This window comes from Pseudomonas sp. URMO17WK12:I7 (assembly GCF_003269045.1).
Classification (GTDB): domain Bacteria; phylum Pseudomonadota; class Gammaproteobacteria; order Pseudomonadales; family Pseudomonadaceae; genus Aquipseudomonas; species Aquipseudomonas putida_J.
Map to the genome: position 1 here is coordinate 327,676 of NZ_QLTL01000003.1, position 21,330 is coordinate 349,005.

At 62.6% G+C, this 21,330-nt stretch carries 17 protein-coding genes; 12 read left to right on the forward strand and 5 right to left on the reverse strand.

All coding sequences use genetic code 11. The annotated features are described in order from the left end of the window. Positions 1–39: 39 nt before the first annotated feature. From H040_RS05745 to H040_RS05775, 7 genes are all read left to right on the forward strand, one after another. Positions 40–294: a type II toxin-antitoxin system HicA family toxin gene (locus H040_RS05745; protein ID WP_027918689.1), complete on the forward strand. Its 255-nt coding sequence runs from the start codon at positions 40–42 to the stop codon at positions 292–294. Then, on the forward strand, positions 291–623 hold the full coding sequence (locus H040_RS05750) for a type II toxin-antitoxin system HicB family antitoxin (protein WP_027918690.1): 333 nt from the start codon (positions 291–293) through the stop codon (positions 621–623). The genes H040_RS05745 and H040_RS05750 overlap by 4 nt, the downstream gene beginning before the upstream one ends. 74 nt (positions 624–697) lie before the next feature. Then, complete coding sequence (locus tag H040_RS05755) at positions 698–1,336, forward strand: LysE family translocator (protein ID WP_027918691.1); 639 nt, start codon at positions 698–700, stop codon at positions 1,334–1,336. A gap of 423 nt (positions 1,337–1,759) precedes the next feature. Next, positions 1,760–2,185, forward strand: a complete 426-nt coding sequence (locus H040_RS05760; protein WP_027918692.1) for a YybH family protein — start codon at positions 1,760–1,762, stop codon at positions 2,183–2,185. Between the two features lie 43 nt (positions 2,186–2,228). Beyond that, the gene (locus H040_RS05765) at positions 2,229–2,573 is read left to right on the forward strand and encodes a YciI family protein (protein WP_027918693.1); all 345 of its coding nucleotides are present in this window, start codon (positions 2,229–2,231) and stop codon (positions 2,571–2,573) included. A gap of 21 nt (positions 2,574–2,594) precedes the next feature. Further along, the gene (locus tag H040_RS05770) at positions 2,595–3,080 is read left to right on the forward strand and encodes an SRPBCC family protein (protein WP_027918694.1); all 486 of its coding nucleotides are present in this window, start codon (positions 2,595–2,597) and stop codon (positions 3,078–3,080) included. After that, entirely contained in the window at positions 3,080–4,318 is a 1,239-nt protein-coding gene (locus tag H040_RS05775; protein WP_027918695.1) for an RNA polymerase sigma factor, read from the forward strand. The genes H040_RS05770 and H040_RS05775 overlap by 1 nt, the downstream gene beginning before the upstream one ends. 116 nt (positions 4,319–4,434) lie before the next feature. Here the strand turns inward: H040_RS05775 and H040_RS05780 are convergent, their stop codons facing one another. Both H040_RS05780 and H040_RS05785 read right to left on the reverse strand, forming a co-directional pair. Further along, positions 4,435–4,905: a MaoC family dehydratase gene (locus H040_RS05780; protein WP_027918696.1), complete on the reverse strand. Its 471-nt coding sequence runs from the start codon at positions 4,903–4,905 to the stop codon at positions 4,435–4,437. Between the two features lie 33 nt (positions 4,906–4,938). Beyond that, the gene (locus H040_RS05785; protein ID WP_027918697.1) at positions 4,939–5,883 is read right to left on the reverse strand and encodes an alpha/beta hydrolase; all 945 of its coding nucleotides are present in this window, start codon (positions 5,881–5,883) and stop codon (positions 4,939–4,941) included. Positions 5,884–6,093: 210 nt separating this feature from the next. Here H040_RS05785 and fadD2 point away from each other — a divergent pair, with 210 nt between their 5' ends. Both fadD2 and fadD1 read left to right on the forward strand, forming a co-directional pair. Then, positions 6,094–7,782 carry a long-chain-fatty-acid--CoA ligase FadD2 gene (gene fadD2, locus H040_RS05790; protein WP_027918698.1) on the forward strand — a complete coding sequence of 563 codons (1,689 nt, stop codon included), beginning with the start codon at positions 6,094–6,096 and terminating at the stop codon, positions 7,780–7,782. Between the two features lie 357 nt (positions 7,783–8,139). Then, on the forward strand, positions 8,140–9,837 hold the full coding sequence (gene fadD1, locus H040_RS05795) for a long-chain-fatty-acid--CoA ligase FadD1 (protein WP_027918699.1): 1,698 nt from the start codon (positions 8,140–8,142) through the stop codon (positions 9,835–9,837). A 107-nt stretch (positions 9,838–9,944) separates the two neighbouring features. Here the strand turns inward: fadD1 and H040_RS05800 are convergent, their stop codons facing one another. Then, entirely contained in the window at positions 9,945–11,252 is a 1,308-nt protein-coding gene (locus tag H040_RS05800; protein WP_027918700.1) for an NAD(P)/FAD-dependent oxidoreductase, read from the reverse strand. Between the two features lie 29 nt (positions 11,253–11,281). Continuing rightward, positions 11,282–12,646 carry a glutamine synthetase family protein gene (locus H040_RS05805; protein ID WP_027918701.1) on the reverse strand — a complete coding sequence of 455 codons (1,365 nt, stop codon included), beginning with the start codon at positions 12,644–12,646 and terminating at the stop codon, positions 11,282–11,284. Positions 12,647–13,178: 532 nt separating this feature from the next. Here H040_RS05805 and hrpA point away from each other — a divergent pair. Next, entirely contained in the window at positions 13,179–17,084 is a 3,906-nt protein-coding gene (hrpA, locus tag H040_RS05810) for an ATP-dependent RNA helicase HrpA (protein ID WP_027918702.1), read from the forward strand. 216 nt (positions 17,085–17,300) lie between these two features. Next, the gene (locus tag H040_RS05815) at positions 17,301–18,422 is read left to right on the forward strand and encodes a beta-ketoacyl-ACP synthase III (RefSeq protein ID WP_027918703.1); all 1,122 of its coding nucleotides are present in this window, start codon (positions 17,301–17,303) and stop codon (positions 18,420–18,422) included. A 203-nt stretch (positions 18,423–18,625) separates the two neighbouring features. Here H040_RS05815 and H040_RS05820 read toward each other — a convergent pair whose 3' ends face one another. Beyond that, a complete protein-coding gene (locus tag H040_RS05820; RefSeq protein WP_027918704.1) occupies positions 18,626–19,870 on the reverse strand; it encodes a putative porin in 1,245 nt (414 codons plus the stop codon). Positions 19,871–20,131: 261 nt separating this feature from the next. Here H040_RS05820 and H040_RS05825 point away from each other — a divergent pair, with 261 nt between their 5' ends. Further along, the gene (locus H040_RS05825) at positions 20,132–21,259 is read left to right on the forward strand and encodes a GNAT family N-acetyltransferase (protein ID WP_027918705.1); all 1,128 of its coding nucleotides are present in this window, start codon (positions 20,132–20,134) and stop codon (positions 21,257–21,259) included. The last annotated feature ends 71 nt before the right edge of the window (positions 21,260–21,330 follow it).

Sequence of the window (21,330 nt, forward strand, 5' to 3'; positions counted from 1 at the left end):
TCGGGGAAAAGTGCTAGCTTATTTTGATAGCACTTTCCGATGAACACTCGATACCGAAAGATCTACGACGCTATCTTCAAGGCGCCCACGACGGCCTCATTGGCGTTTTCCGAGGTCGAAGCCCTGCTGCTTCACCTCGGCGGGCAAGTGCTGGAGCGGCAAGGCTCCAGGGTCAAGCCGGTGCTTGGCGGCCAGAGCTTTAGGTGCCATCGCCCCCATCCTGGCAAGGAAGCCAAACGGTATCAGATTGAAGAAGCCCGCGAATTCTTGCTGCGGGCAGGAGTCAGCCTATGAGTTGCATGCGTTACAAGGGCTATGCCGCCCGTATCGAATACGATGAGCGTGAAGACATTTTTGTTGGCCGTGTGCTGGGCATGCGCGACATGATCAGTTTTCACGCAAGCTCGGTGGCCGAGCTTCATGAAGCCTTCCGCGGGGCGCTGGAAGATTACCTGGCCGATTGCGCGGAGCAGGGCATCACCCCGGAAAAACCCGCGTCCGGCAAGGTCATGCTGCGCATTCGCCCAGAGGTGCACGCGGCCGCGAGTGTTGCCGCCCGAGCAGCCGGCAAGAGTCTTAACCAGTGGGCGGATGAGGTGTTCGAGCAGGCAGCTCTGGCTTGATCGTACACCCTTCCATCCCATGACCGCTCGTGGCAGGCTCTACGGCGCCTGATTGCCCTGACTTCGAGTGTTCAATGCCTTTTTCCAACGGTTTCTTCCTCAGCCTGTCCCTGTGCCTGGACATCGGCGTGGCCAACATCGCCATGATCACCCTGGCCATGCAACGCGGTTTTCTCCAAGGCTTCTGGCTCGGCCTGGGGACCTGCGTGGGCGACCTGGTCTACGCCATTGCGGCGCTGGCTGGCATGACCGTGCTGCTGCAGTTCGAAAGTGTGCGCTGGACCCTGTGGCTTGGCGGTTCGGTGATGCTGGTGTGGTTCGCCATCAAGATGCTGCTGGCCGCCTGGCGTGGCGGGCACATGGATGCCAGTGCGCAGGTGGTGGTTGAGTCGGGCTGGCGCGAATTTCTGCGTGGCATCTTCCTGGCCATGTCGTCGCCCAGCGCCATCCTCTGGTTCGCCGCGGTCGGTGGCGTGCTGATTTCCCGCTCAGGCAGCGGCAGCCTGCTGGACGCCGGTTTGTTTCTTGGCGGCTTCTTCGCGGCCGGGCTGGTCTGGTGCATGAGCCTATGCGGCATCGCCAGCCACGGCGGGCGCTTGCTGGGGGATCGCCTGCTGACTTGGTCATACCTTCTGTCGGCGGCTATTTTCTGTTATTTCGCGGTGTACGTGATTGTCTCGGGTTACCAGGAATTCATTGGCGCCGGCGTTTAGGTTGTGGTTGGGGCATGGGTGGATGGGGGCATGCCTGGAGTTGTTTGGCGCTTGTGAGATCGTGCGCCGCCCGCGCGGCGCATCGCGGATGAATCCGCTCCTACATCTGTTTCGGGCCAGTCTATCCTGTGGCAGATGGGCTGCCCGCTTTGCGCTCACCTCGATATTGAAGGTAACAAACAGGGCGGACAGCGGCGAATTTGCAGGAGTGATTGGCTCGAAACAGATGTAGGAGCGGATTCATCCGCGATGCGCCGCGCGGGCGGCGCGCGATTTCACAGGCGCCACTGCAATCAAGGCATGCGCCTCTCAAGAAAAACGTTGGTAAGCCCTGTCGATTTATCCGATTACCGTTCGACCATGAGCTGAAGGTACGAGCCAACCCTGTACCGAAATGCTCATGAATGATCGGAGGAACACCCGATGAACACGGCAGCCGAAAACGAAATCCGTCAGCTTATCGACCGCTGGATGCAGGCCGTACGCGACCGTGACATCCCCGCCATCACCGCACCCTACGCCGAAGACATCGTCGCCTTCGATGCCATCCAGTCGCTTCAGTTCAAGGGCCGGGCCGCCTACCAGGCGCACTGGGAAATGTGCATGAACATGTGCCCTGGCCCCATGGTCTTCGAGCTCGCCCAACTGACCGTGCACGCGGACGGCGAGCTGGGCCTGGCGCACTGGCTGAACCGCTGCGGCCCTGGGGATGACGAGAGCCAGTGCGGTTTCATCCGTGCCACCGTCGGTTACCGCAAGTCTGGCGGCCAGTGGCAGGTGATCCACGAGCATTGGTCGGCACCGTTCGACATGCAAACCCAGAAAGCACTGTTCGATCTCAAGCCTTGATCGGCTATCGCCAAATGCACGTTGCCAACGCCTGGAGACGACCATGAAATACCTATGCCTGGTCTATTGTGACGAAGGGCTGCTGCACAGCCTGCCCGACAGCCCGGAAGACGCCGAATGCATGGCCTACGCCGAATCGCTGCAGAGCTGCGGGCGCATCATTGCAGCAGAAGCGCTGAAGACCGTGCAAACCGCCACCACCGTGCGCATGCGCGCAGGGCGAATGAGCATCACCGATGGCCCGTTTGCCGAAACAAAAGAGCAGCTCGCCGGTTTTTACCTGGTCGATGCCCGTGACCTCAACGAGGCGCTGAACATCGCCAAGGGCATACCGGCTGCGCGGGTCGGCAGCGTGGAAGTGCGGCCAGTGCGCGAACTGCAACCCTGACAGCAACGGAGAACAACAAGAATGACCCTTGCCCAACCCGCGCCTGCGCAGCACGAGCTGTCGATCAGCCGCTTGATCGATGCCCCACCTGCCAAGGTTTTCCGTGCCTGGACCGAGCCCGAGTGGCTGATGCAGTGGTGGGGGCCACACGGCATGACCACCCCTGAATGCGAGATGCAACTGTGGGTCGGGGGCCTATTCCGTACGCTCATGCGTGCCCCGGATGGCTCCGAGTACCCGACCCAGGGGGTATTTCTGGAAATTGCCGCCCCCCGCCGGCTGGTGTTCACCGATGCCTTCGGGCCGGGTTGGGTGCCGTCGGGCAAGGCCTTCATGACTGCAGTGATCAGCTTTGACGAAGAAAACGGCAAGACCCGCTACACCGCCCGTGCCTGGCATTGGACTGCAGCCGACAGCCGCGCCCATGAAGAAATGGGCTTCCATCAGGGCTGGGGAGAAAGCCTGGACCGCCTGATGGAAGTGGTGACCCAGCGGATGCCTGACTGATGGCAGAGCTGGCGCAGGTGCGTGGCGAAGTCGAAGCGGTGTACCGGCGTGATTCGCGGCGCATCCTGGCGACCTTGATCCGCCTGCTGGGGGATTTCGACCTGGCCGAGGAGGCCATGCACGATGCCTTTTTCATCGCCGTCGAGCGCTGGCAGCGCGATGGCATCCCTGGCAACCCTCGCGCCTGGCTGGTCTCTACCGGGCGCTTCAAGGCCATTGATGCATTGCGCCGGCGTGCCCGTTTCGACCGCTCCCAGGCCGACCTGATCATGCTGATCGAAGGCCAGGGGCAAGACCCCAGTGAAGAAGAGCTGCTCGCTGACGACCGCCTGCGGCTGATCTTCACGTGTTGCCACCCGGCCCTGGCCGCCGATGCCCAGGTGCCGCTGACCCTGCGCGAAGTCTGCGACCTGACCACCGAGCAGATCGCCCGTGCGTTTCTGCAAAGCCCGGCGACCATTGCCCAGCGTATCGTGCGGGCCAAGGCCAAGATCCGCGACGCCGGCATTCCTTATCAGGTCCCCGAGCTGCACGAGTTGCCCGAGCGCCTGGAGAGTGTGTTGCGGGTGATCTATCTGGTGTTCAATGAAGGCTATTCGGCGTCTTCGGGCGAGGCGTTGCTGCAGCAGGCGCTGAGCGACGAGGCGATCCGCCTCGGGCGCCTGCTGGTGCAACTACTGCCAGACGCAGAAGCCGTCGGCCTGCTGGCGCTGATGCTGCTACAGGCATCGCGGCAGCGCGCGCGCAGCGATGCCGAAGGCAACCTGGTGCTGCTCGATCAGCAGGACCGCAGCCTGTGGGACCGCGAGCAGATTGCCGAAGGCTGTGAACTGGTGCGCCTGGCGTTGGCCAGCCGGGCTTTTGGTGCCTACACCGTGCAGGCGGCGATCGCGGCGGTGCATGCCGAGGCGGCGACGGCGCAAGAGACAGATTGGGCGCAGATCGTCGGGCTGTACGATGTGCTGCAAAGGCACTGGCCGTCCGCCGTTGTGGCGCTTAACCGGGCGGTGGCGCTGGCCAAGCGTGACGGGGCGCAGGCTGGGCTGGTGGCAGTGGAGGCGATTCTGGCAGGCGGAGCGTTGCGCGACTATCACCTGGCGCATGCGGTGCGGGCGCAGTTGCATCAAGAGTTGGGGAATGTCGGGGAGGCGCGGGTGGCCTGGGAAAAGGCGCTGGAGTTGACCTGCCAGGCGCCGGAACGGCGGCATATCGAAAGGCGATTACGCGAACTGATGTGATGGCCTGGCCGGCCTCTTCGCGGGTACACCCGCTCCCACAGGGGGCAGTGCAAGCCTGTGAAGGCGGTGCATTCCTTGTGGGAGCGGGCTTGCCCGCGAAGAATCCAGCACCGATATCAGCTGGCGACGAAGTTCGGTGGGGATACCAGTTCGACGGTCTGCTGTTTGCGCGGTGCGAGGATCTCGGCCTCGCCCTCGACTACCAGCTCATCGTTCTGGTTGTACACATTGGTGGCGATACGCACCTTGAACTTGGGCAGCTTCTCGAGGATTTCCAGGCGCACGGTCAGGGTGTCGCCGATTTTCACCGGCTTCTGGAAGCTCATTTTCTGGCCCAGGTAGATGGTGCCAGGGCCAGGCAGGGTGCAGGCCACTGCAGCGCTGATCAGCGCACCGCTGAACATGCCGTGGGCGATACGTTCCTTGAACATGCTCTTGGCGGCAAATTCGGCATCCAGGTGCACGGGGTTGTGGTCACCGGACATCGCGGCGAACAGCTGGATGTCGCGTTCTTCGACAGACTTTTCGTAACTGGCTTTCTGGCCGACTTCCAAAGCTTCGTAAGGCGTGTTGGTGACCTGGGTCATTGGCGTTTCCTTGATAGGCGGACGAGGCCGATATCATTCATTGCGAGCAGGGCGGCCAAGGGCCAGCGCCTGCTCAAGCCATGCGAGGATATCGGCGGTGACCTCGTCCCGATTGATTTCGTTTAGCACTTCATGCCGCGCCTCAGGATAGACGCGCAGCTGTACATGTCGATTGCCGGTCGCGCGCAGGGCGTCGGCCAGATGGGTGAGACGCTTGCCGGCACTCACCGGATCACATTCGCCACCGATCACCAGCAGCGGCAGGTTCGGATCGATCTGTGCGAGGTTACGCGCCTGGCTGATTTGCGTCAGCCCCTGCAGCAGGTCGAGCCACAGCTGGTTGCTGCAGCGAAAGCCGCACAGCGGATCGTTGACGTACTGGTCCACTTGCGTCGGGTCACGGCTGAGCCAGTCGAACGCCGTGCGGTTGGGCTTGAAGGCGCTGTTGAACGAGCCGAACGACAGCCATTCGATCAAGGCGCTTTTGCCCAGTGGCCCCTGGCGCCAGGCTTCCAGGCGCGCAATCAGGCGGGCCGCCCGATACAGCGCGGCGGGCTGGTAGTTGGAACCACTGAGAATCGCCCCCTGCAGGCTCGCGCTGTGGTGCGTGAGGTAGGCCTGTGCGATGTAGCTGCCCATGCTGTGGCCGAACAGGAACAGCGGGGTGCCGGGAAACTGCTGGCCGATGTGCTGGGCCAGCAGGCCAAGGTCGTTGACCACGGCATTCCAGCCATGGTGCCGGGCGAACAGGCCCAGGCTGCCCAGTTCGGCGGTGCGGCCGTGACCGCGCAGGTCGGGCGCCAGCAGGGCGTAGCCGGCATCGCAGAGGGCGTGGCCCAGGTGCTGGTAGCGCCCGGCGTGCTCGGCCATGCCATGGGCCAGCAGCACCACGGCCTTGACCGGTGTGGCCGGTAGCCATTGGTGCACGTACAGGCTGCAATGCTCGCTGGCGGGTAGCCAGAAGGCGTCATGGGGCATGGCGAATCCTTTGCGCGATGGTTATCCGCACAGTGTATGCATAACCGCCCGGATTGCAGGAAGGGCACAAATAAGATTCACAATGTTAATGGCGGCACTTGGCATATATGCCACCTCAGGCTTACCTGCTAACGTCGGTTCAACGCCTTTTTGCCTCCAGGCAAACGGGACAAGGAATCAGTGCGAGCTCAGGCAGAGGAACAATAATAAATGCAAGCCGACTTCTGGAATGACAAACGCCCCGAGGGCGTGCCTTCCTCCATCGACATCCACGCATACGCTTCGGTCGTCGAGGTGTTCGAGCGCTCCTGCAAGCGCTTTGCCGAGCGCCCGGCGTTCAGCAACCTCGGCGTGACCCTGAACTACGCCGAACTCGAGCGCCATTCGGCGGCCTTCGCCGCCTGGCTGCAGCAGCACACCGACCTCAAGCCGGGTGATCGCATCGCAGTGCAGATGCCCAACGTCCTGCAGTACCCCATTGCCGTGTTCGGCGCCCTGCGCGCCGGGCTGATCGTGGTCAACACCAACCCGCTGTATACCGAGCGCGAGATGCGTCACCAGTTCAAGGATGCCGGCGCTCGCGCCCTGGTGTACCTGAACATGTTCGGCAAGCGCGTGCAGGAAGTGCTGCCAGATACCGGTATCGAGTACCTGATCGAAGCGAAGATGGGCGACTTGTTGCCCGCAGCCAAGGGCTGGCTGGTCAATACCGTGGTCGACAAGCTGAAAAAAATGGTCCCGGCCTATCATCTGCCCCAGGCCATCCCGTTCAAGCAGGTACTGCGCGAAGGCCGCAGCCTGACGCACAAACCGGTGCCACTCACCCTCGATGACATCGCCGTGCTGCAGTACACCGGCGGCACCACGGGCCTGGCCAAGGGCGCCATGCTCACGCACGGCAACCTGGTGGCAAACATGCTGCAGGTGCTGGCGTGCTTCTCCCAGCACGGCCCGGATGGGCAGCGGCTGATCAAGGAAGGCCAGGAAGTGATGATCGCGCCGCTGCCGCTGTACCACATCTATGCCTTTACCGCGAACTGCATGTGCATGATGGTCACCGGCAACCACAACGTGCTGATCACCAACCCGCGCGACATCCCGGGCTTCATCAAGGAGTTGGGCAAGTGGCGTTTTTCGGCGTTGTTGGGGTTGAACACCTTGTTCGTCGCGCTGATGGACCACCCAGGCTTCCGTCAGCTGGACTTTTCGGCGCTGAAAGTCACCAACTCTGGCGGCACGGCGCTGGTCAAGGCCACTGCCGAGCGTTGGGAGCAACTCACCGGTTGCCGCATCGTCGAGGGCTACGGCCTGACCGAGACTTCGCCGGTGGCCAGCACCAACCCCTACGGCCAGCTCGCGCGGCTGGGCACCGTGGGCATTCCGGTGGCGGGCACGGCATTCAAGGTCATCGATGATGACGGCAACGAGCAGCCACTGGGTGAGCGCGGCGAGTTGTGCATCAAGGGCCCGCAGGTGATGAAAGGCTACTGGCAGCAGCCGGAGGCCACGGCCCAGGCGCTGGATGCCGAGGGCTGGTTCAAGACTGGCGATATCGCGGTGATCGACCCGGACGGTTTCACCCGCATTGTCGACCGCAAGAAGGACATGATCATCGTCTCTGGCTTCAATGTGTACCCCAACGAAATCGAGGATGTGGTGATGGGGCATCCGCAGGTTGCCAGCTGCGCGGCCATCGGCGTGCCGGACGAGCGTACGGGGGAGGCGGTGAAGCTGTTCGTGGTAGCGCGTGAGGGTGGGGTGAACGTCGATGAGCTGAAGGCCTACTGCAAGGCCAACTTTACCGGCTACAAAGTACCCAAGCACATCGTGGTGCGCGAGTCGCTGCCGATGACCCCAGTGGGCAAGATCCTGCGGCGAGAGTTGCGCGACATAGCCTGATCCGGAATGTGCTTCTTCGCGGGCAAGCCCGCTTCCACAGCCGCTGCACATGCCTGAAGAATGTGCGGTAACTGTGCGAGCGAGCTTGCCCGCGAATGCTTTGAAAGTGCTCTAACAGGCTGCTTACGGCCCGATTTGCGACATTTTGGTCAATTACTCTAAAAATGACCTGTATCGTTCATTGAGTCATTTTTGTGACTGAGAGGCCGTTCTTGGCCCCTAGGCGACCCCATTTAAAGCTGTTACTCTCGGGCCGCTTTCAGATGATCAGGTTTGCAACGAACCCTCATCACATATCAATAATAAACGCATCGACGCGTGAATCGAACTTCGCTGTTGCTGAAGGAGTGGGCTTCCATGATCGAAAATTTTTGGAAGGATAAATACCCAGCCGGGATTACGGCGGAAATCAATCCTGACGAATTCCCCAATATCCAGGCGGTACTCAAGCAATCCTGCCAACGCTTTGCCAATAAACCGGCCTTTAGCAACCTGGGCAAGACCATCACCTACGGCGAGCTCTATGCGCTGTCAGGCGCTTTTGCGGCCTGGCTGCAGCAGCACACCGACCTCAAGCCGGGTGACCGTATTGCCGTCCAGCTGCCCAATGTCCTGCAATACCCTGTAGCCGTATTTGGTGCCATGCGCGCCGGCCTGATCGTGGTCAACACCAATCCGCTGTATACCGTGCGGGAAATGGAGCACCAGTTCAACGACTCCGGTGCCAAGGCCTTGGTATGCCTGGCCAACATGGCGCACCTGGCCGAGAAGGTGGTGCCCAAGACCCAGGTGAAGCACGTCATCGTCACCGAGGTGGCCGACTTGCTGCCACCGCTCAAGCGCCTGCTGATCAACAGCGTGATCAAGTACGTGAAGAAGATGGTGCCGGCCTACAACCTGCCGCGCGCCGTGCGCTTCAACGATACCCTCGCGCTGGGCAAGGGCCAGCCGGTCACCGAAGCCAACCCGCAAGCCAATGACGTGGCCGTGCTGCAGTACACCGGCGGCACCACCGGCGTGGCCAAGGGGGCGATGCTGACCCACCGCAACCTGGTGGCCAACATGCTGCAGTGCCGGGCGCTGATGGGCTCCAACCTGCATGAAGGTTGCGAGATCCTGATCACTCCGCTGCCGCTTTACCACATCTATGCCTTCACCTTCCATTGCATGGCGATGATGCTGATCGGCAACCACAACGTGCTCATCAGCAACCCACGCGACCTGCCAGCAATGGTCAAGGAGCTGGGCAAGTGGAAGTTCAGCGGTTTCGTCGGCCTCAATACGTTGTTCGTTGCGCTGTGCAACAACGAGGCATTCCGCGCCCTGGACTTCTCGGCGCTGAAGATCACCCTGTCCGGTGGCATGGCCTTGCAGCTGAGCGTGGCCGAGCGCTGGAAGAGCGTTACCGGCTGCGCCATCTGCGAAGGCTATGGCATGACCGAGACCAGCCCGGTGGCGGCGGTGAACCCGGCCGAGGCGAACCAGGTGGGTACCATCGGCATCCCGGTGCCATCCACCCTGTGCAAGGTCATCGACGACGCCGGCAACGAGCTGGCGCTGGGCGAAACCGGCGAGCTGTGCGTCAAGGGCCCGCAAGTCATGAAGGGCTACTGGCAGCGTGAAGACGCCACCCGCGAGATCCTCGACAGCGACGGCTGGCTGAAGACCGGCGACATCGCGCTGATCCAACCAGATGGCTACATGCGCATCGTCGACCGCAAGAAGGACATGATCCTGGTCTCGGGCTTCAACGTGTACCCCAATGAGCTGGAAGATGTGCTCGCCGGCTTGCCGGGTGTGCTGCAGTGCGCAGCCATCGGTGTGCCGGACGAGAAGTCGGGTGAAGTGATCAAGGTGTTCATCGTGGTCAAACCGGGCATGACCGTGACCAAGGAGCAGGTGATGGAGCACATGCGTGCCAACGTCACTGGCTACAAGGTGCCGCGGTACATCGAGTTCCGCGATGCGCTGCCGACCACCAACGTCGGCAAGATCCTGCGCCGTGAACTGCGCGATGAAGAGCTGAAGAAGCAGGGCTTGAAGAAGATCGCTTGATCTTCAGATCTCTAATGATTTCACCGGCCTCTTCGCGGGTAAACCCGCTCCTGCAGGGTTGTACAAAACCTGTAGGAGCGGGTTTACCCGCGAAGAGGCCAGTGCAATCAGCGCAGTTTTTCTAGCATCTGGTAGTACCACATCCCCGCCGCCAGCAGCGGGTTGCCCAGCAAGTCCCCCATCGGCACACGTACGTGCTTGCACTGCGCGAAGGTGTCGAACTTCTCCAGCGTTCCGGTCAGTGCCTCAGCCATGATCTCGCCCATGATGTGGCTGGTGGCGATGCCGTGCCCGGAATAGCCCTGGCAGTACCACACGTTGTCCGACAGCTTGCCCAGTTGCGGAATGCGGTTGACCACGATGCCCATCGCGCAGCTCCACTGGAACTCGATCGGCACGCCCTTGAGCGCCGGGAAGGTGCGTTCGATACACGGGCGCAGCTCGCCTTCGATATCACGCGAATCCTTGCCCGAGTAATTGGCGCCGCCGCCAAACAGCAAACGCTTGTCGGCCGTCAGGCGGTAGTAGTCGAGGACGAAGCGGCAGTCGTACACCGCCAGGTCCTGCGGGTTGATCTGCTCCGCCAGTTCGCCCAGCGGGGCAGTGGTGACGATGCCGCCCATGGCCGGGAAGATCTTGCCCTTGAGCTGGCGCTTTTCCAGCTTGTGGTAGACGTCGCCGGCCAGCATCACCTGGCGCGCTTCGACCCGGCCGTGGGCGGTAACGACTGCCGGGCGTGGGCCGTGGACGATGTCCAGCACCTCGGAGTTCTCGAAAATCAGCGCACCCAGGCTGTGGGCGGCGCGGGCCTCGCCCAGGCACAGGTTGAGCGGGTGCAGGTGCAGGTTGCGCAGGTTCTTCAGTGCGCCCAGGTACAGCGGGCTCTGCAGGTGCTCGGCGACGCCATTGCGGTCGAGCAGTTGCACCTGGTCGCCCATGCCACGGCGTTCGGCCTCGGCCTGGAAGCTGCGCAGCTCCTCCATGTGCGAAGGTTTCATCGCAGCATGCAGATGGCCGCGCTTGAGGTCGCAGTCGATGCCATAGCGCTCGATGCGTTGCTCGATGACCTGGTGCCCACGCCAGCGCAGGTGCCAGATGAAATCATCGACCTCGGCGCCCAGGTGGTTGCGCATCTGCGTGCGCATGGCTTCGTCCCCCGACAGGCTGCCGGTGACCTGGCCGCCGTTGCGGCCGCTGGCGCCCCAGCCAATCCGGTTGGTCTCGACGATCGCCACCTTCAAGCCGCGCTCGGCCAGCTCCACCGCAGTGGCCACACCGGTGAAACCACCGCCGATGATTGCCACGTCGACCTGCACCGTGCCCTTGAGCTGCGGGTACTCTGTATGGTCGTTCAGCGAGGCGCTGTAATAGGACGGCGCGCGCAGGGCCGGGCCGTTGTGCAATGCTGCGTTCATGGGTGTTCCTTGTTCTTGATGGGTAAGGCTCAGGCTTGGTGCAGGTACCAGCGCCAGTCCTGTTCGCTGACTTCGGCCATGAACTGGCGGTACTCGGCGCGCTTGACCTTGAGGTAGACGCCGACAAACGCTTCGCCGAGCGCCTCCCGCGCCCAGTGCGAACGCTCCAGCGCATCGAGTGCGGTCAGCCAGTCGGTGGGCAGGTGCTCGGTGGCCTGGGCATAGCCGTTGCCTTCTACCGGTGCACCGGGGTCCAGCTGCTCGCGGATGCCGCGATGGCAGGCGGCCAGAATGGCGGCGGCAGCCAGGTATGGGTTGGCATCGGCGCCACAGATGCGGTGCTCGACATGCCGGCTGTTGGCCGGGCCGCCGGGCACGCGCAGGCTGACGGTGCGGTTGTCGACACCCCAGGTCGGCGCCAATGGCGCATAGCTGTTGGCCTGGAAGCGGCGGAACGAGTTGGCGTTGGGGCAGAACAGCAGCAGCGAGTCACGCAGGTGGCGCAGCATGCCGGCAACAGCCTGGCGCAGCAGTGGGGTGCCAGCCTTGTCTTCGCTGGCGAACAGGTTGTGGCCGGCGCTGTCGGCCAGGCTCAGGTGCATGTGCATGCCGGTGCCGGCCAGTTGCGCGAACGGCTTGGCCATGAAGCAGGCCTGCATGCCATGGGCATGGGCCACGCCCTTGACCAGGCGTTTGTAGCGCACGGCCTGGTCCATCGCTTCCAGCGCATCGCCATGTTCCAGGGTGATTTCCACCTGGCCCGGGGCGTACTCGGAGATCGCCGTGCGAGCAGGGATACCCTGGGCCTTGCAGGCAGCGTAGAGGTCGGCGAGGAACGGTTCGATCTGTTCCAGCTCACGCAGGCCATAGACCTGGGTGCTGCGAGGGCGCCCGCCGTCGTTGTCCAGTGCCGGTTGCGGGCGGCCCTGGGCATCGCGTTTCTGGTCGAGCAGGTAGAACTCCAGCTCGCAGGCCATCACCGGGTGGTAACCGTCAGCCTTGAGCGCCTCGATGGTGCGCAGCAGCACATGGCGCGGGTCGGCAACGCTGGCCGGCAGGCCCTCGCTCGGGTGCATGCTGACCTGCACTGCTGCAGTCGGCACCCGCCGCCACGGCAGGCGGACCAGGCTGCCATCCAGTGGGTAGGCGCGGCAGTCGATGTCACCGACATCCCAGACCAGGCCGGAGTTTTCCACGTCGTCGCCATTGAGGGTCAGGCCCAGGATGGTGCTGGGCAGCGGGCGCCCGCTCTGGTAGACCGCCAGCAGTTCGTCGCGGTGCAGCAGCTTGCCACGTGGCACGCCGTTGGCGTCGAGGATGAACAGTTCGAACAGTTCGATATCGGGGTTATCTGCCAGGAAACGGCTGGCGTGCTCTACAGGTGCAAAGTGCATGATGGGTTCGCTCACAGGCGCACGGGACCTGCGCGCAGGCGCGGTCCACTTGAGTCAGACGGCCGGGCTGGGGCCGAGTCGGGTCACAAAGGCGTGAGCGAAGAATCCGGGGGGCGCGCGTGGCGGCAGTGCCACAGGGCCCAGAAGGCGAGGATGATATGGACCAGCGGATTTTCACCGGCGTGGGACCGGGCCTTCGCTGGCGAAGGGCGGGACGACGGTGGGGCGATGGTCTGGGCGGGAGTCATGCCTTTGATACTCACATGCGGCTTAAGGTTGATTAAAGCAGTGAATGGCAACCTTCACATCGGACTTGGCTAAACATATGTACTGTCTGGACTGGCCTCTTCGCAGGTGAACCCGCTCCCACAGGATTCCCTCAGATCTGATTCCACTGCGGTTCCTGTGGGAGCGGGTTTACCCGCGAAAGCGCCGGCACAGGCAGCAGAGAACCGGCAAATCTGCGACAATCGCGCATCCTTCGAATGCCGATCATGAAAAAGCAGGCCCACCTGCATCACTAAAAAGCCCCATGACTGACCAAGCCATCGACAAACTGCTGCAAAACCTCGACCACGCCATGATTGCCGAGCGTCATCGCCTGCGCCGTCAACTGCATGAACTGCGCAAGCGCCCCGACGAGGCCAAGCTGGCGCAGTGGGTGGAAAAGGTCCAGGCATCCTGCGCCCAGGTCACTGCGCGTCAGAACAGCGTGCCGCAGATCCGCTACGACGACAGCCTGCCGATCGCCGCCAAGCGTGATGAAATCAAGAAGGCCCTGGCAGAACACCAGGTACTGGTGATCGCTGGCGAAACCGGTTCTGGCAAGACCACCCAGTTACCGAAGATCTGTCTGGAACTGGGCCGCGGCAGCCATGGCCTGATCGCCCATACCCAGCCACGGCGGATTGCCGCGCGCAGTGTCGCCGCCCGGGTTGCCGAAGAACTCGGCACGCCGCTGGGCGGGCTGGTCGGCTACCAGGTGCGTTTCGAAGACCAGAGCGATGCCAACACGCTGGTCAAACTGATGACCGACGGCATCCTCCTGGCCGAAACCCAGCACGACCGCTTTCTCGAGCGCTACGACACGATCATCGTCGACGAAGCCCACGAACGCAGCCTGAACATCGACTTCCTGCTCGGTTACCTGAAGACGCTGCTGCACCGCCGTCCGGACCTGAAGCTGATCATCACCTCGGCGACCATCGACCTGGAGCGTTTTTCCAAGCACTTCGACAATGCCCCGATCATCGAGGTGTCCGGCCGTACTTTCCCGGTGGAAACCTGGTACCGGCCGCTGACCAGCGAACAGGACGAGGAGGGCAACCAGGTCGAGGACGACCTTACCGTCGACCAGGCGATACTGGCCACCCTCGACGAAATCGCCCAGCACGAGCGCAGCGTGGGCAAAGGCCCCGGCGATGTGCTGGTGTTCCTCCCGGGCGAGCGGGAAATCCGTGATGCCGCAGAGATCCTGCGCAAGGCGCAGTTGCGCCATACCGAGATCCTGCCGCTGTACGCACGCCTGTCGCCGGCCGAGCAGCAGCGCATTTTCCAGTCGCACACCGGGCGCCGGGTGGTGCTGGCCACCAACGTTGCGGAAACCTCGCTGACCGTGCCCGGCATCCGTTACGTGATCGACACCGGCACCGCGCGCATCAGCCGTTACAGCTACCGCGCCAAGGTCCAGCGCCTGCCGATCGAGGCCGTTTCGCAGGCCAGTGCCAACCAGCGCAAGGGCCGTTGCGGCCGGGTCGAGCCGGGTATCTGCATTCGGCTGTACAGTGAAGAAGACTTCAATGGCCGTCCGGCCTTCACCGACCCCGAGATCCTGCGCACCAACCTGGCAGCGGTGATCCTGCAGATGCTGCACCTGCGCCTGGGTGCAATCGACGCTTTCCCGTTCATCGAGCCGCCGGATGGCAAGGCCATCAGCGACGGCTTCAACCTGCTGCAGGAACTCTCGGCGGTCAACCGCGAGAACCAGCTGACGCCGATCGGCCGCCAGCTGGCGCGCCTGCCGATTGACCCTCGCTTGGGCCGCATGCTGCTCGAAGGTGCGCGTCAGGGCAGCCTGCAGGAAGTGCTGATCGTCACCAGCGCCCTGTCGGTACAGGACCCGCGCGAGCGCCCGCCAGAGCGCCAGCAGGCCGCCGATCAGGCACATGCGCAGTGGAAGGACGCCGATACCGACTTTGCCGCGCTGGTCAATTTGTGGCGGGGTTTCGAAGAGCAGCGCCAGGCACTGACGGCCAGCCCCCTGCGCAACTGGTGCCGCAAGAACTTCCTGAACTACCTGCGCCTGCGCGAGTGGCGCGACGCCCATCGCCAGTTGTCGCTGATCTGCCGCGAGCTGCAGTTACCGGTCAACAAGGAACCGTCCGACTACCAGAAAGTGCACAAGGCGATCCTCAGCGGCCTGCTCAGCCAGATCGGCCAAAAGACCGAAGAGGGCGATTATCAGGGGGCCCGCCAGCGGCGCTTCTGGGTGCATCCGTCTTCCGGCATTGGCCGCAAGCGCCCGCAGTGGGTGATGGCGGCCGAACTGGTGGAGACCACCAAGCTGTATGCGCGCATGGTTGCCAAGATCGAGCCTGACTGGATCGAGCCGTTGGCCTCCCACCTGATCAAGAAGAACCACTTCGAGCCGCACTGGGAGAAGAAGCGCGGGCAGGTGGTGGCCTATGAGCAGATCACTTTGTATGGCCTGATCCTGGTCGGCCGCCGCCCGGTGCACTTTGGCCCGATCGACCCGGTCACCTCGCGTGAACTGTTCATTCGCGAGGGCCTGGTTGGCGGTGAAATCCAGTCACGTGCCAAGTGCCTGGCCGCGAACAAACGCCTGCTCGAAGCGCTCGACGAGCTGGAAGCCAAGGCCCGTCGGCGCGACATTCTCGCCGATGAAGAAACCCTGTACGCGTTTTACGAAGCACGCTTGCCGGCGGAAATCCACCAGACCGCGACCTTCGATGCCTGGTACCGCATGACCAGCCAGAAGGACCCGAATCTGCTGATCATGCGCGAGGAAGACGTGTTGGCCCGCGAGGCCAGCGAAGTCACTGCGGCGCAGTACCCTGACAGCATGCAAGTCGGTGAACTGCGCTTGCCGCTGACCTACCACTTCGAGCCGGGCCACCCGCGTGACGGTGTAACCGTGCGGGTACCGGCGCCGCTGTTGCCGAGCCTGCCGGGCGAACGGCTGGAGTGGCTGGTACCTGGCTTGCTGGAAGCCAAGTGCGTGGCGCTGGTACGTAACCTGCCCAAGGCCCTGCGCAAGAACTTTGTGCCGGTGCCCGATTTCGTCAAGGCCTCGCTGGCGCGGATGACCTTCGGCCAGGGCGCGCTGCCCCAGGCGCTGGGCCAGGAGCTGTTGCGCATGACCGGCGCGCGGGTGAGCGATGAGGCCTGGGCCGAGTCGGTCAACCTGGTCGAAGGCCACCTGCGCATGAACATCGAAGTGGTCGATGGCCAGGGCAAGTTTCTTGGTGAAGGCCGCGACCTGGCCGAACTGACCGCCCGCTTTGCCGCTGCCAGCCAGGCCGCTTTGGCCGTGCCACGTACCGAGAAGGGCGAGCAACCGGTACAAGCCAAGGCCTTCAGCGAGGTCAAACAGACCGCCCAGCAAAAAATCGCTGGCCTGTCGATGACCGTTTACCCTGCATTGGTGGAAGAGAACGGCACCGTGCGTGAAGGCCGTTTCTCGACCCAGGCAGAAGCCGAGTTTCAGCACCGCCGCGCCTTGCAGCGCCTGTTGCTGCAGCAGTTGGCGGAGCCTGCCAAGTTCCTGCGCGGCAAGCTGCCGGGGCTGACCGAGCTGGGCCTGCTGTACCGCGAACTGGGCCGCATCGAGGCGCTGGTCGAGGACATGCTGCTGGCGAGTCTGGACAGCTGCATCCTTGACGGCGAAGCGACGTTGCCGCGTGACGGTGCGGCGCTGGCAGGGCTGGCTGAGCGCAAACGCGGCAGCTGGGCTGAGCATGCCGAGCGCCTGGCCCGCCAGACCCTGGAAGTGCTCAAGCTGTGGCACGGTTTGCAGAAGCGCTTCAAGGGCAAGATCGACCTGAGCCAGGCGGTGGCGCTGAACGACATCAAGCAACAGCTGGCCAACCTGGTGTACCCGGGCTTCGTGCGCGAGACGCCGGCAGCCTGGTTCAAGGAGCTGCCGCGCTACCTCAAGGCGGTGGAATTGCGCCTCGAGAAGCTGGGTGCTCAGGTGCAGAAGGACCGGGTCTGGAGCGGCGAGCTGGGCAACCTGTGGGCGCAGTACAAGGCACGGGCCGACAAGCATGCCCAGGAGGGCAAGCGCGATGAAGCGCTGACCTTGTATCGCTGGTTGCTGGAGGAGTATCGGGTGTCGCTGTTTGCCCAGCAGTTGGGCACCAAGGTGCCTATTTCTGACAAGAGATTGAGCAAGCAGTGGAGCCTGGTGGAAGGATAAACTTCCGCAGATGTGGCAATATTGATGCAATTTGGGCCGCTTTGCGGCCCATCGCGGATGAATCCGCTCCTACGGGGATTGCACCGTCCTGTAGGCGCAGATTCATCCGCGATCGAGGGCGCAACCCTCGCCGAGAAATTGGTACTAAAGTGCCATTATTCTGTCACATTCCCAGCCAGCGCCCCGTGGCGATGGCCTTTGAGCAGAGGATCGATCGTGCATAACGTCGTGATCAGCGGCACCGGCCTGTATACCCCGGCCCAGAGCATTTCCAACGAAGAACTGGTGGCCTCCTTCAATGCCTGGTCGCAGCAGTACAACCAGGACAATGCCGCCGCCATCGAGCGTGGCGAAATCGAAGCAGCCCCCGTGTCCGACGCTGCCTTCATCGAAAAGGCCTCGGGTATCAAGAGCCGTTTCGTCATGGACAAGGCCGGCATCCTCGACCCGCAACGCATGAAGCCACGCCTGCCGGAGCGTTCCAACGACGAGCAGTCGATCCTCTGCGAAATGGGCGTGGCCGCTGCGCGCCAGGCGTTGGAACGCGCGGGCCGTACCCCGGCGGATGTCGATGGGGTGATCGTCGCCTGCTCCAACCTGCAGCGTCCTTACCCGGCCATCGCCATCGAAGTGCAGCAGGCGCTGGGCATCGAGGGTTTTGCCTTCGACATGAACGTGGCCTGCTCGTCGGCCACCTTCGGCATCCAGACCGCTGCCAACAGCGTGCAACTGGGCCAGGCCCGGGCACTGCTGGTGGTGAGCCCGGAGATCTGTACCGGGCACCTGAACTTCCGCGATCGCGACAGCCACTTCATCTTCGGTGACGCCGCCACTGCGGTGCTGGTCGAACGTGCTGACAAGGCCACCTCGGCGCACCAGTTCGACATCGTCGGCACCAAGCTCAAAACCGCGTTCTCCAACAATATCCGCAACAACTTCGGCTTCCTCAACCGCGCGGCGGAAGAGGGCATTGGGGCCCGCGACAAGTTGTTCGTGCAAGAAGGCCGCAAGGTGTTCAAGGAAGTCTGCCCGATGGTCGCCGAGCTGATCGGCAAGCACCTGGGCGAGAATGGCCTGCAGTCGTCCGACGTCAAACGCTTCTGGCTGCACCAGGCCAACCTCAGCATGAACCACCTGATCGTCAAGAAGCTGATGGGGCGTGAAGTGAACGAGGAAGAGGCACCGGTGATTCTCGACCGCTATGCCAACACCAGTTCGGCGGGGTCGGTGATTGCCTTCCACCTGTACCAGGATGACTTGGCCAAGGGTTCGTTGGGTGTGCTGAGTTCGTTTGGTGCAGGTTATTCGATTGGTAGCGTGATTCTGCGCAAGCGCTGAGTTTTGTAGAGACTGTACCGGCCTCTTCGCGGGTAAACCCGCTCCCACTGGTACGCCACGGTTAACAAGTCCTGTGGAGTACCTGTGGGAGCGGGTTTACCCGCGAAGGGGCCGGGTGCATTTCTGGCAGGCAAAAAAAGGCGGGAAATACCGGATGGGGTCGGCATTTCCCGCCTCAGCGTGAAGCAGAGGAGTTTGCTAGCTTAGAACTTGGCTTCCAGGTCCACCTGCAGGGTGTCTACGTCAGCATTGCTGTTCGGCAGGTTGGAGTAGTCGGTCTTGGCCATCATGTAGGCCGCGCCGAGGGCGAAGTTCTTGTCGATTTCGTAACCGACCTTGAACTTGTGACCGCGGGAACCGGTGAAGCCGTTACCGAAGTCAGAGTCGGTGAACAGGCTGACCACGCCGTTACGTTGTACGTCGCGGTAGTTGTAGTCCAGGCTCCAGGCACCGATCTTCGACTTCAGGCCCGCCAGCCAGGCGGTGTCCTTGCCATCGGTGCTTTCGGTGTTCTTGACGTACTGGCCGTAAGCCGACAGCGGGATGGCGAAGCCGGTGAAGTCGAGCTGACCGAAGCCTTCTACCAGGTTGAACTCGTCGGTGGTGTTGCCCAGCGAACGCAGCGCCGCCGAGGCCTTGTCGTTATCGTAGCCATAGAGGCTGGCACCGACGGTGACCTTGACGGTGTCAGCCGCGTTGAACTTGGTACCCAGCTGGGCAGCGTACAGTTGAGCGTCATGCTTGAACTGAACACCGTCGCCGTCGACGTTGTCTTTCAGGTTGTAGTGGCCGATGCTGCCGAACACTTCGGCCGGGCCGGCGTTGGTCTTGTAGGTGACAGCCACGCCTTCCGGGTTGATGTCGCTGTCCCAGATGATGTCGCCCATGCTCACCCATGGCTGCATCATCTTGCCGCCGATCAAGTGCAGGTTCGGTACGGCAGTCGGGTGCCAGTCGAGGTAGGCCAGGTCGACCCACAGCGATTTCTTTTCGAAGTAGTTGTCCAGGCTCTGGTTGGTCGAGCGGGCATCGGCGCTGCTACCGGTGGCCACACGCACGCCGGCGTCGACCTGCGGGTTGATCTCGCTGTAGAAGCCGACACGGGCACGCACGCGCTCGCGGTCCTGGTTGCCACTGCGGGAGATCGGGTTGTCGACGTTGACGTCTTCGTAACGCAGGCGCACATCACCCTTGATCTGGGTCTTGGCGGCCCATGCCACTTTTTGTTCGAAAGCGCTCATACGTTCGGACTGAGCTTTCTGGTCGGCCTTTTCCTTGGTTTCTTTTGCCAGGTCGCCTTGGAGTTCGTTGTACTGCGCCTGGTTGATCGAGCCATTGGCGCGGAGCATTTCGAGCAGCTTGGCGTCGACGGCCGCACTGGCCGGAGTACTCAGAGCCAGCATCATGCCGGTGAGGCTCACTCCGGTAAGTGTAGAAACAAGACGCATAAGGTTCTCCCTACTTAAAAGATTTGGGGAGGCTTAGCGCCCACCCCCATGTTGGCATGTCTTCGGAAAGGGCCTGACTAGACAGGTTCTGGGGTTCCGGAAAACAGGCGCAAGTATTGCGGGGGCGAATGACAGAATAATGTCTAATTAATGGCACTGCTGTTAAGTAATTGAGAGAGAAAGGCGAAACGGGCCGATCATCATTTGAGCGACGGGCCCCTGTTCGCCGATACTGATGGCCTTGAACAGTGAGTCGAAAACGTGACCAGTCTCTACAGCCTTGCCCACCTGCGTGACCTGCCAGCGGCGACCTGGGATGCCCTGGTTCCCCCTGGCCAACCGTTCCTGCGCCATGCCTTTCTCAGTGCCATGGAAGACAGCGGCAGCGTGGCGCCCAACACCGGCTGGGCAGCCGAACACCTGGTGCTCGAACGTGACGGGCAGGTGCGTGCGTTGCTGCCGGCTTATCGCAAGTGGCATTCCTATGGCGAGTACGTGTTCGATCACGGTTGGGCCGATGCCTGCGAGCGTGCCGGCATCGCCTATTACCCCAAGCTGCTCGGTGCCGTGCCGTTCAGCCCCGTCAGCGGGCCGCGCCTGCTGGCGGTGGACCCTGCCGATGCCTTGCTGGTGCTGCAGGCATTGCCGGAGTACTTGGGCAAGGGCGGGTTGTCGGGGGCGCATATCAATTTCACCGATGCTCAGCTGGATGCGCAGATAGCCGGCCTGCCGGGCTGGATGGAGCGACTGGGCTGCCAGTTTCATTGGCGCAATCACGGTTATCGTGACTTCCAGGACTTTCTTGACAGCCTCAGCTCACGCAAGCGCAAACAGATGCGCAAGGAGCGTGAGCAGGTGGCGGGGCAGGGCATTGATTTTCGTTGGTACCGCGGCGACGAGCTGGACGAGGCGCAGTGGGATTTCGTCTTCCTCTGTTACGCCAACACCTATGCGGTGCGCAGGCGCTCACCGTACCTGACCCGGGAATTCTTCAGCCTGCTGGCCGAGCGCATGCCCGAGGCTGTGCGGGTGGTGATGGCGCGCCAGGGCGGGCGTGATGTGGCAATGGCCTTGAGCCTGGTCGGGGGCGACAGCCTGTTCGGTCGATATTGGGGCTGCCTTGATGAATTTGACCGGCTGCATTTCGAGACCTGCTTCTACCAGGGCATGGACTTTGCCATTGCCGAAGGGCTGCAGCGTTTCGATGCCGGGGCGCAGGGCGAACACAAGCTGATTCGCGGGTTCGAGCCTGTGCTGACGCGGTCGTGGCATTACCTGTTGCATTCGGGGTTGCGGCGAGCGGTGGAGGATTTTCTGCAGCAGGAGCGGGCAGGGGTGAGGGGGTATGCCGAGGAAGCCAAAGAGATGCTGCCTTACCGCAAGGACTGAGATCTCTATTGCCTTTTCGGGCCGCTTCGCGGGTGAACCCGCTCCCACAGGATCACCGTCGTCCTTGAGAC

Bases quoted from the DNA above. Each gene is read 5' to 3' on its own strand.
- hrpA (WP_027918702.1), top strand. From the start codon at position 13,179: ATGACTGACCAAGCCATCGACAAACTGCTGCAAAACCTCGACCACGCC.
- H040_RS05745 (WP_027918689.1), top strand. From the start codon at position 40: ATGAACACTCGATACCGAAAGATCTACGACGCTATCTTCAAGGCGCCC.
- H040_RS05770 (WP_027918694.1), top strand. From the start codon at position 2,595: ATGACCCTTGCCCAACCCGCGCCTGCGCAGCACGAGCTGTCGATCAGC.
- H040_RS05760 (WP_027918692.1), top strand. From the start codon at position 1,760: ATGAACACGGCAGCCGAAAACGAAATCCGTCAGCTTATCGACCGCTGG.
- H040_RS05800 (WP_027918700.1), bottom strand. From the start codon at position 11,252: ATGAACGCAGCATTGCACAACGGCCCGGCCCTGCGCGCGCCGTCCTAT.
- H040_RS05805 (WP_027918701.1), bottom strand. From the start codon at position 12,646: ATGCACTTTGCACCTGTAGAGCACGCCAGCCGTTTCCTGGCAGATAAC.
- fadD1 (WP_027918699.1), top strand. From the start codon at position 8,140: ATGATCGAAAATTTTTGGAAGGATAAATACCCAGCCGGGATTACGGCG.
- H040_RS05755 (WP_027918691.1), top strand. From the start codon at position 698: ATGCCTTTTTCCAACGGTTTCTTCCTCAGCCTGTCCCTGTGCCTGGAC.
- H040_RS05780 (WP_027918696.1), bottom strand. From the start codon at position 4,905: ATGACCCAGGTCACCAACACGCCTTACGAAGCTTTGGAAGTCGGCCAG.
- H040_RS05775 (WP_027918695.1), top strand. From the start codon at position 3,080: ATGGCAGAGCTGGCGCAGGTGCGTGGCGAAGTCGAAGCGGTGTACCGG.
- H040_RS05820 (WP_027918704.1), bottom strand. From the start codon at position 19,870: ATGCGTCTTGTTTCTACACTTACCGGAGTGAGCCTCACCGGCATGATG.
- H040_RS05765 (WP_027918693.1), top strand. From the start codon at position 2,229: ATGAAATACCTATGCCTGGTCTATTGTGACGAAGGGCTGCTGCACAGC.
- fadD2 (WP_027918698.1), top strand. From the start codon at position 6,094: ATGCAAGCCGACTTCTGGAATGACAAACGCCCCGAGGGCGTGCCTTCC.
- H040_RS05785 (WP_027918697.1), bottom strand. From the start codon at position 5,883: ATGCCCCATGACGCCTTCTGGCTACCCGCCAGCGAGCATTGCAGCCTG.
- H040_RS05750 (WP_027918690.1), top strand. From the start codon at position 291: ATGAGTTGCATGCGTTACAAGGGCTATGCCGCCCGTATCGAATACGAT.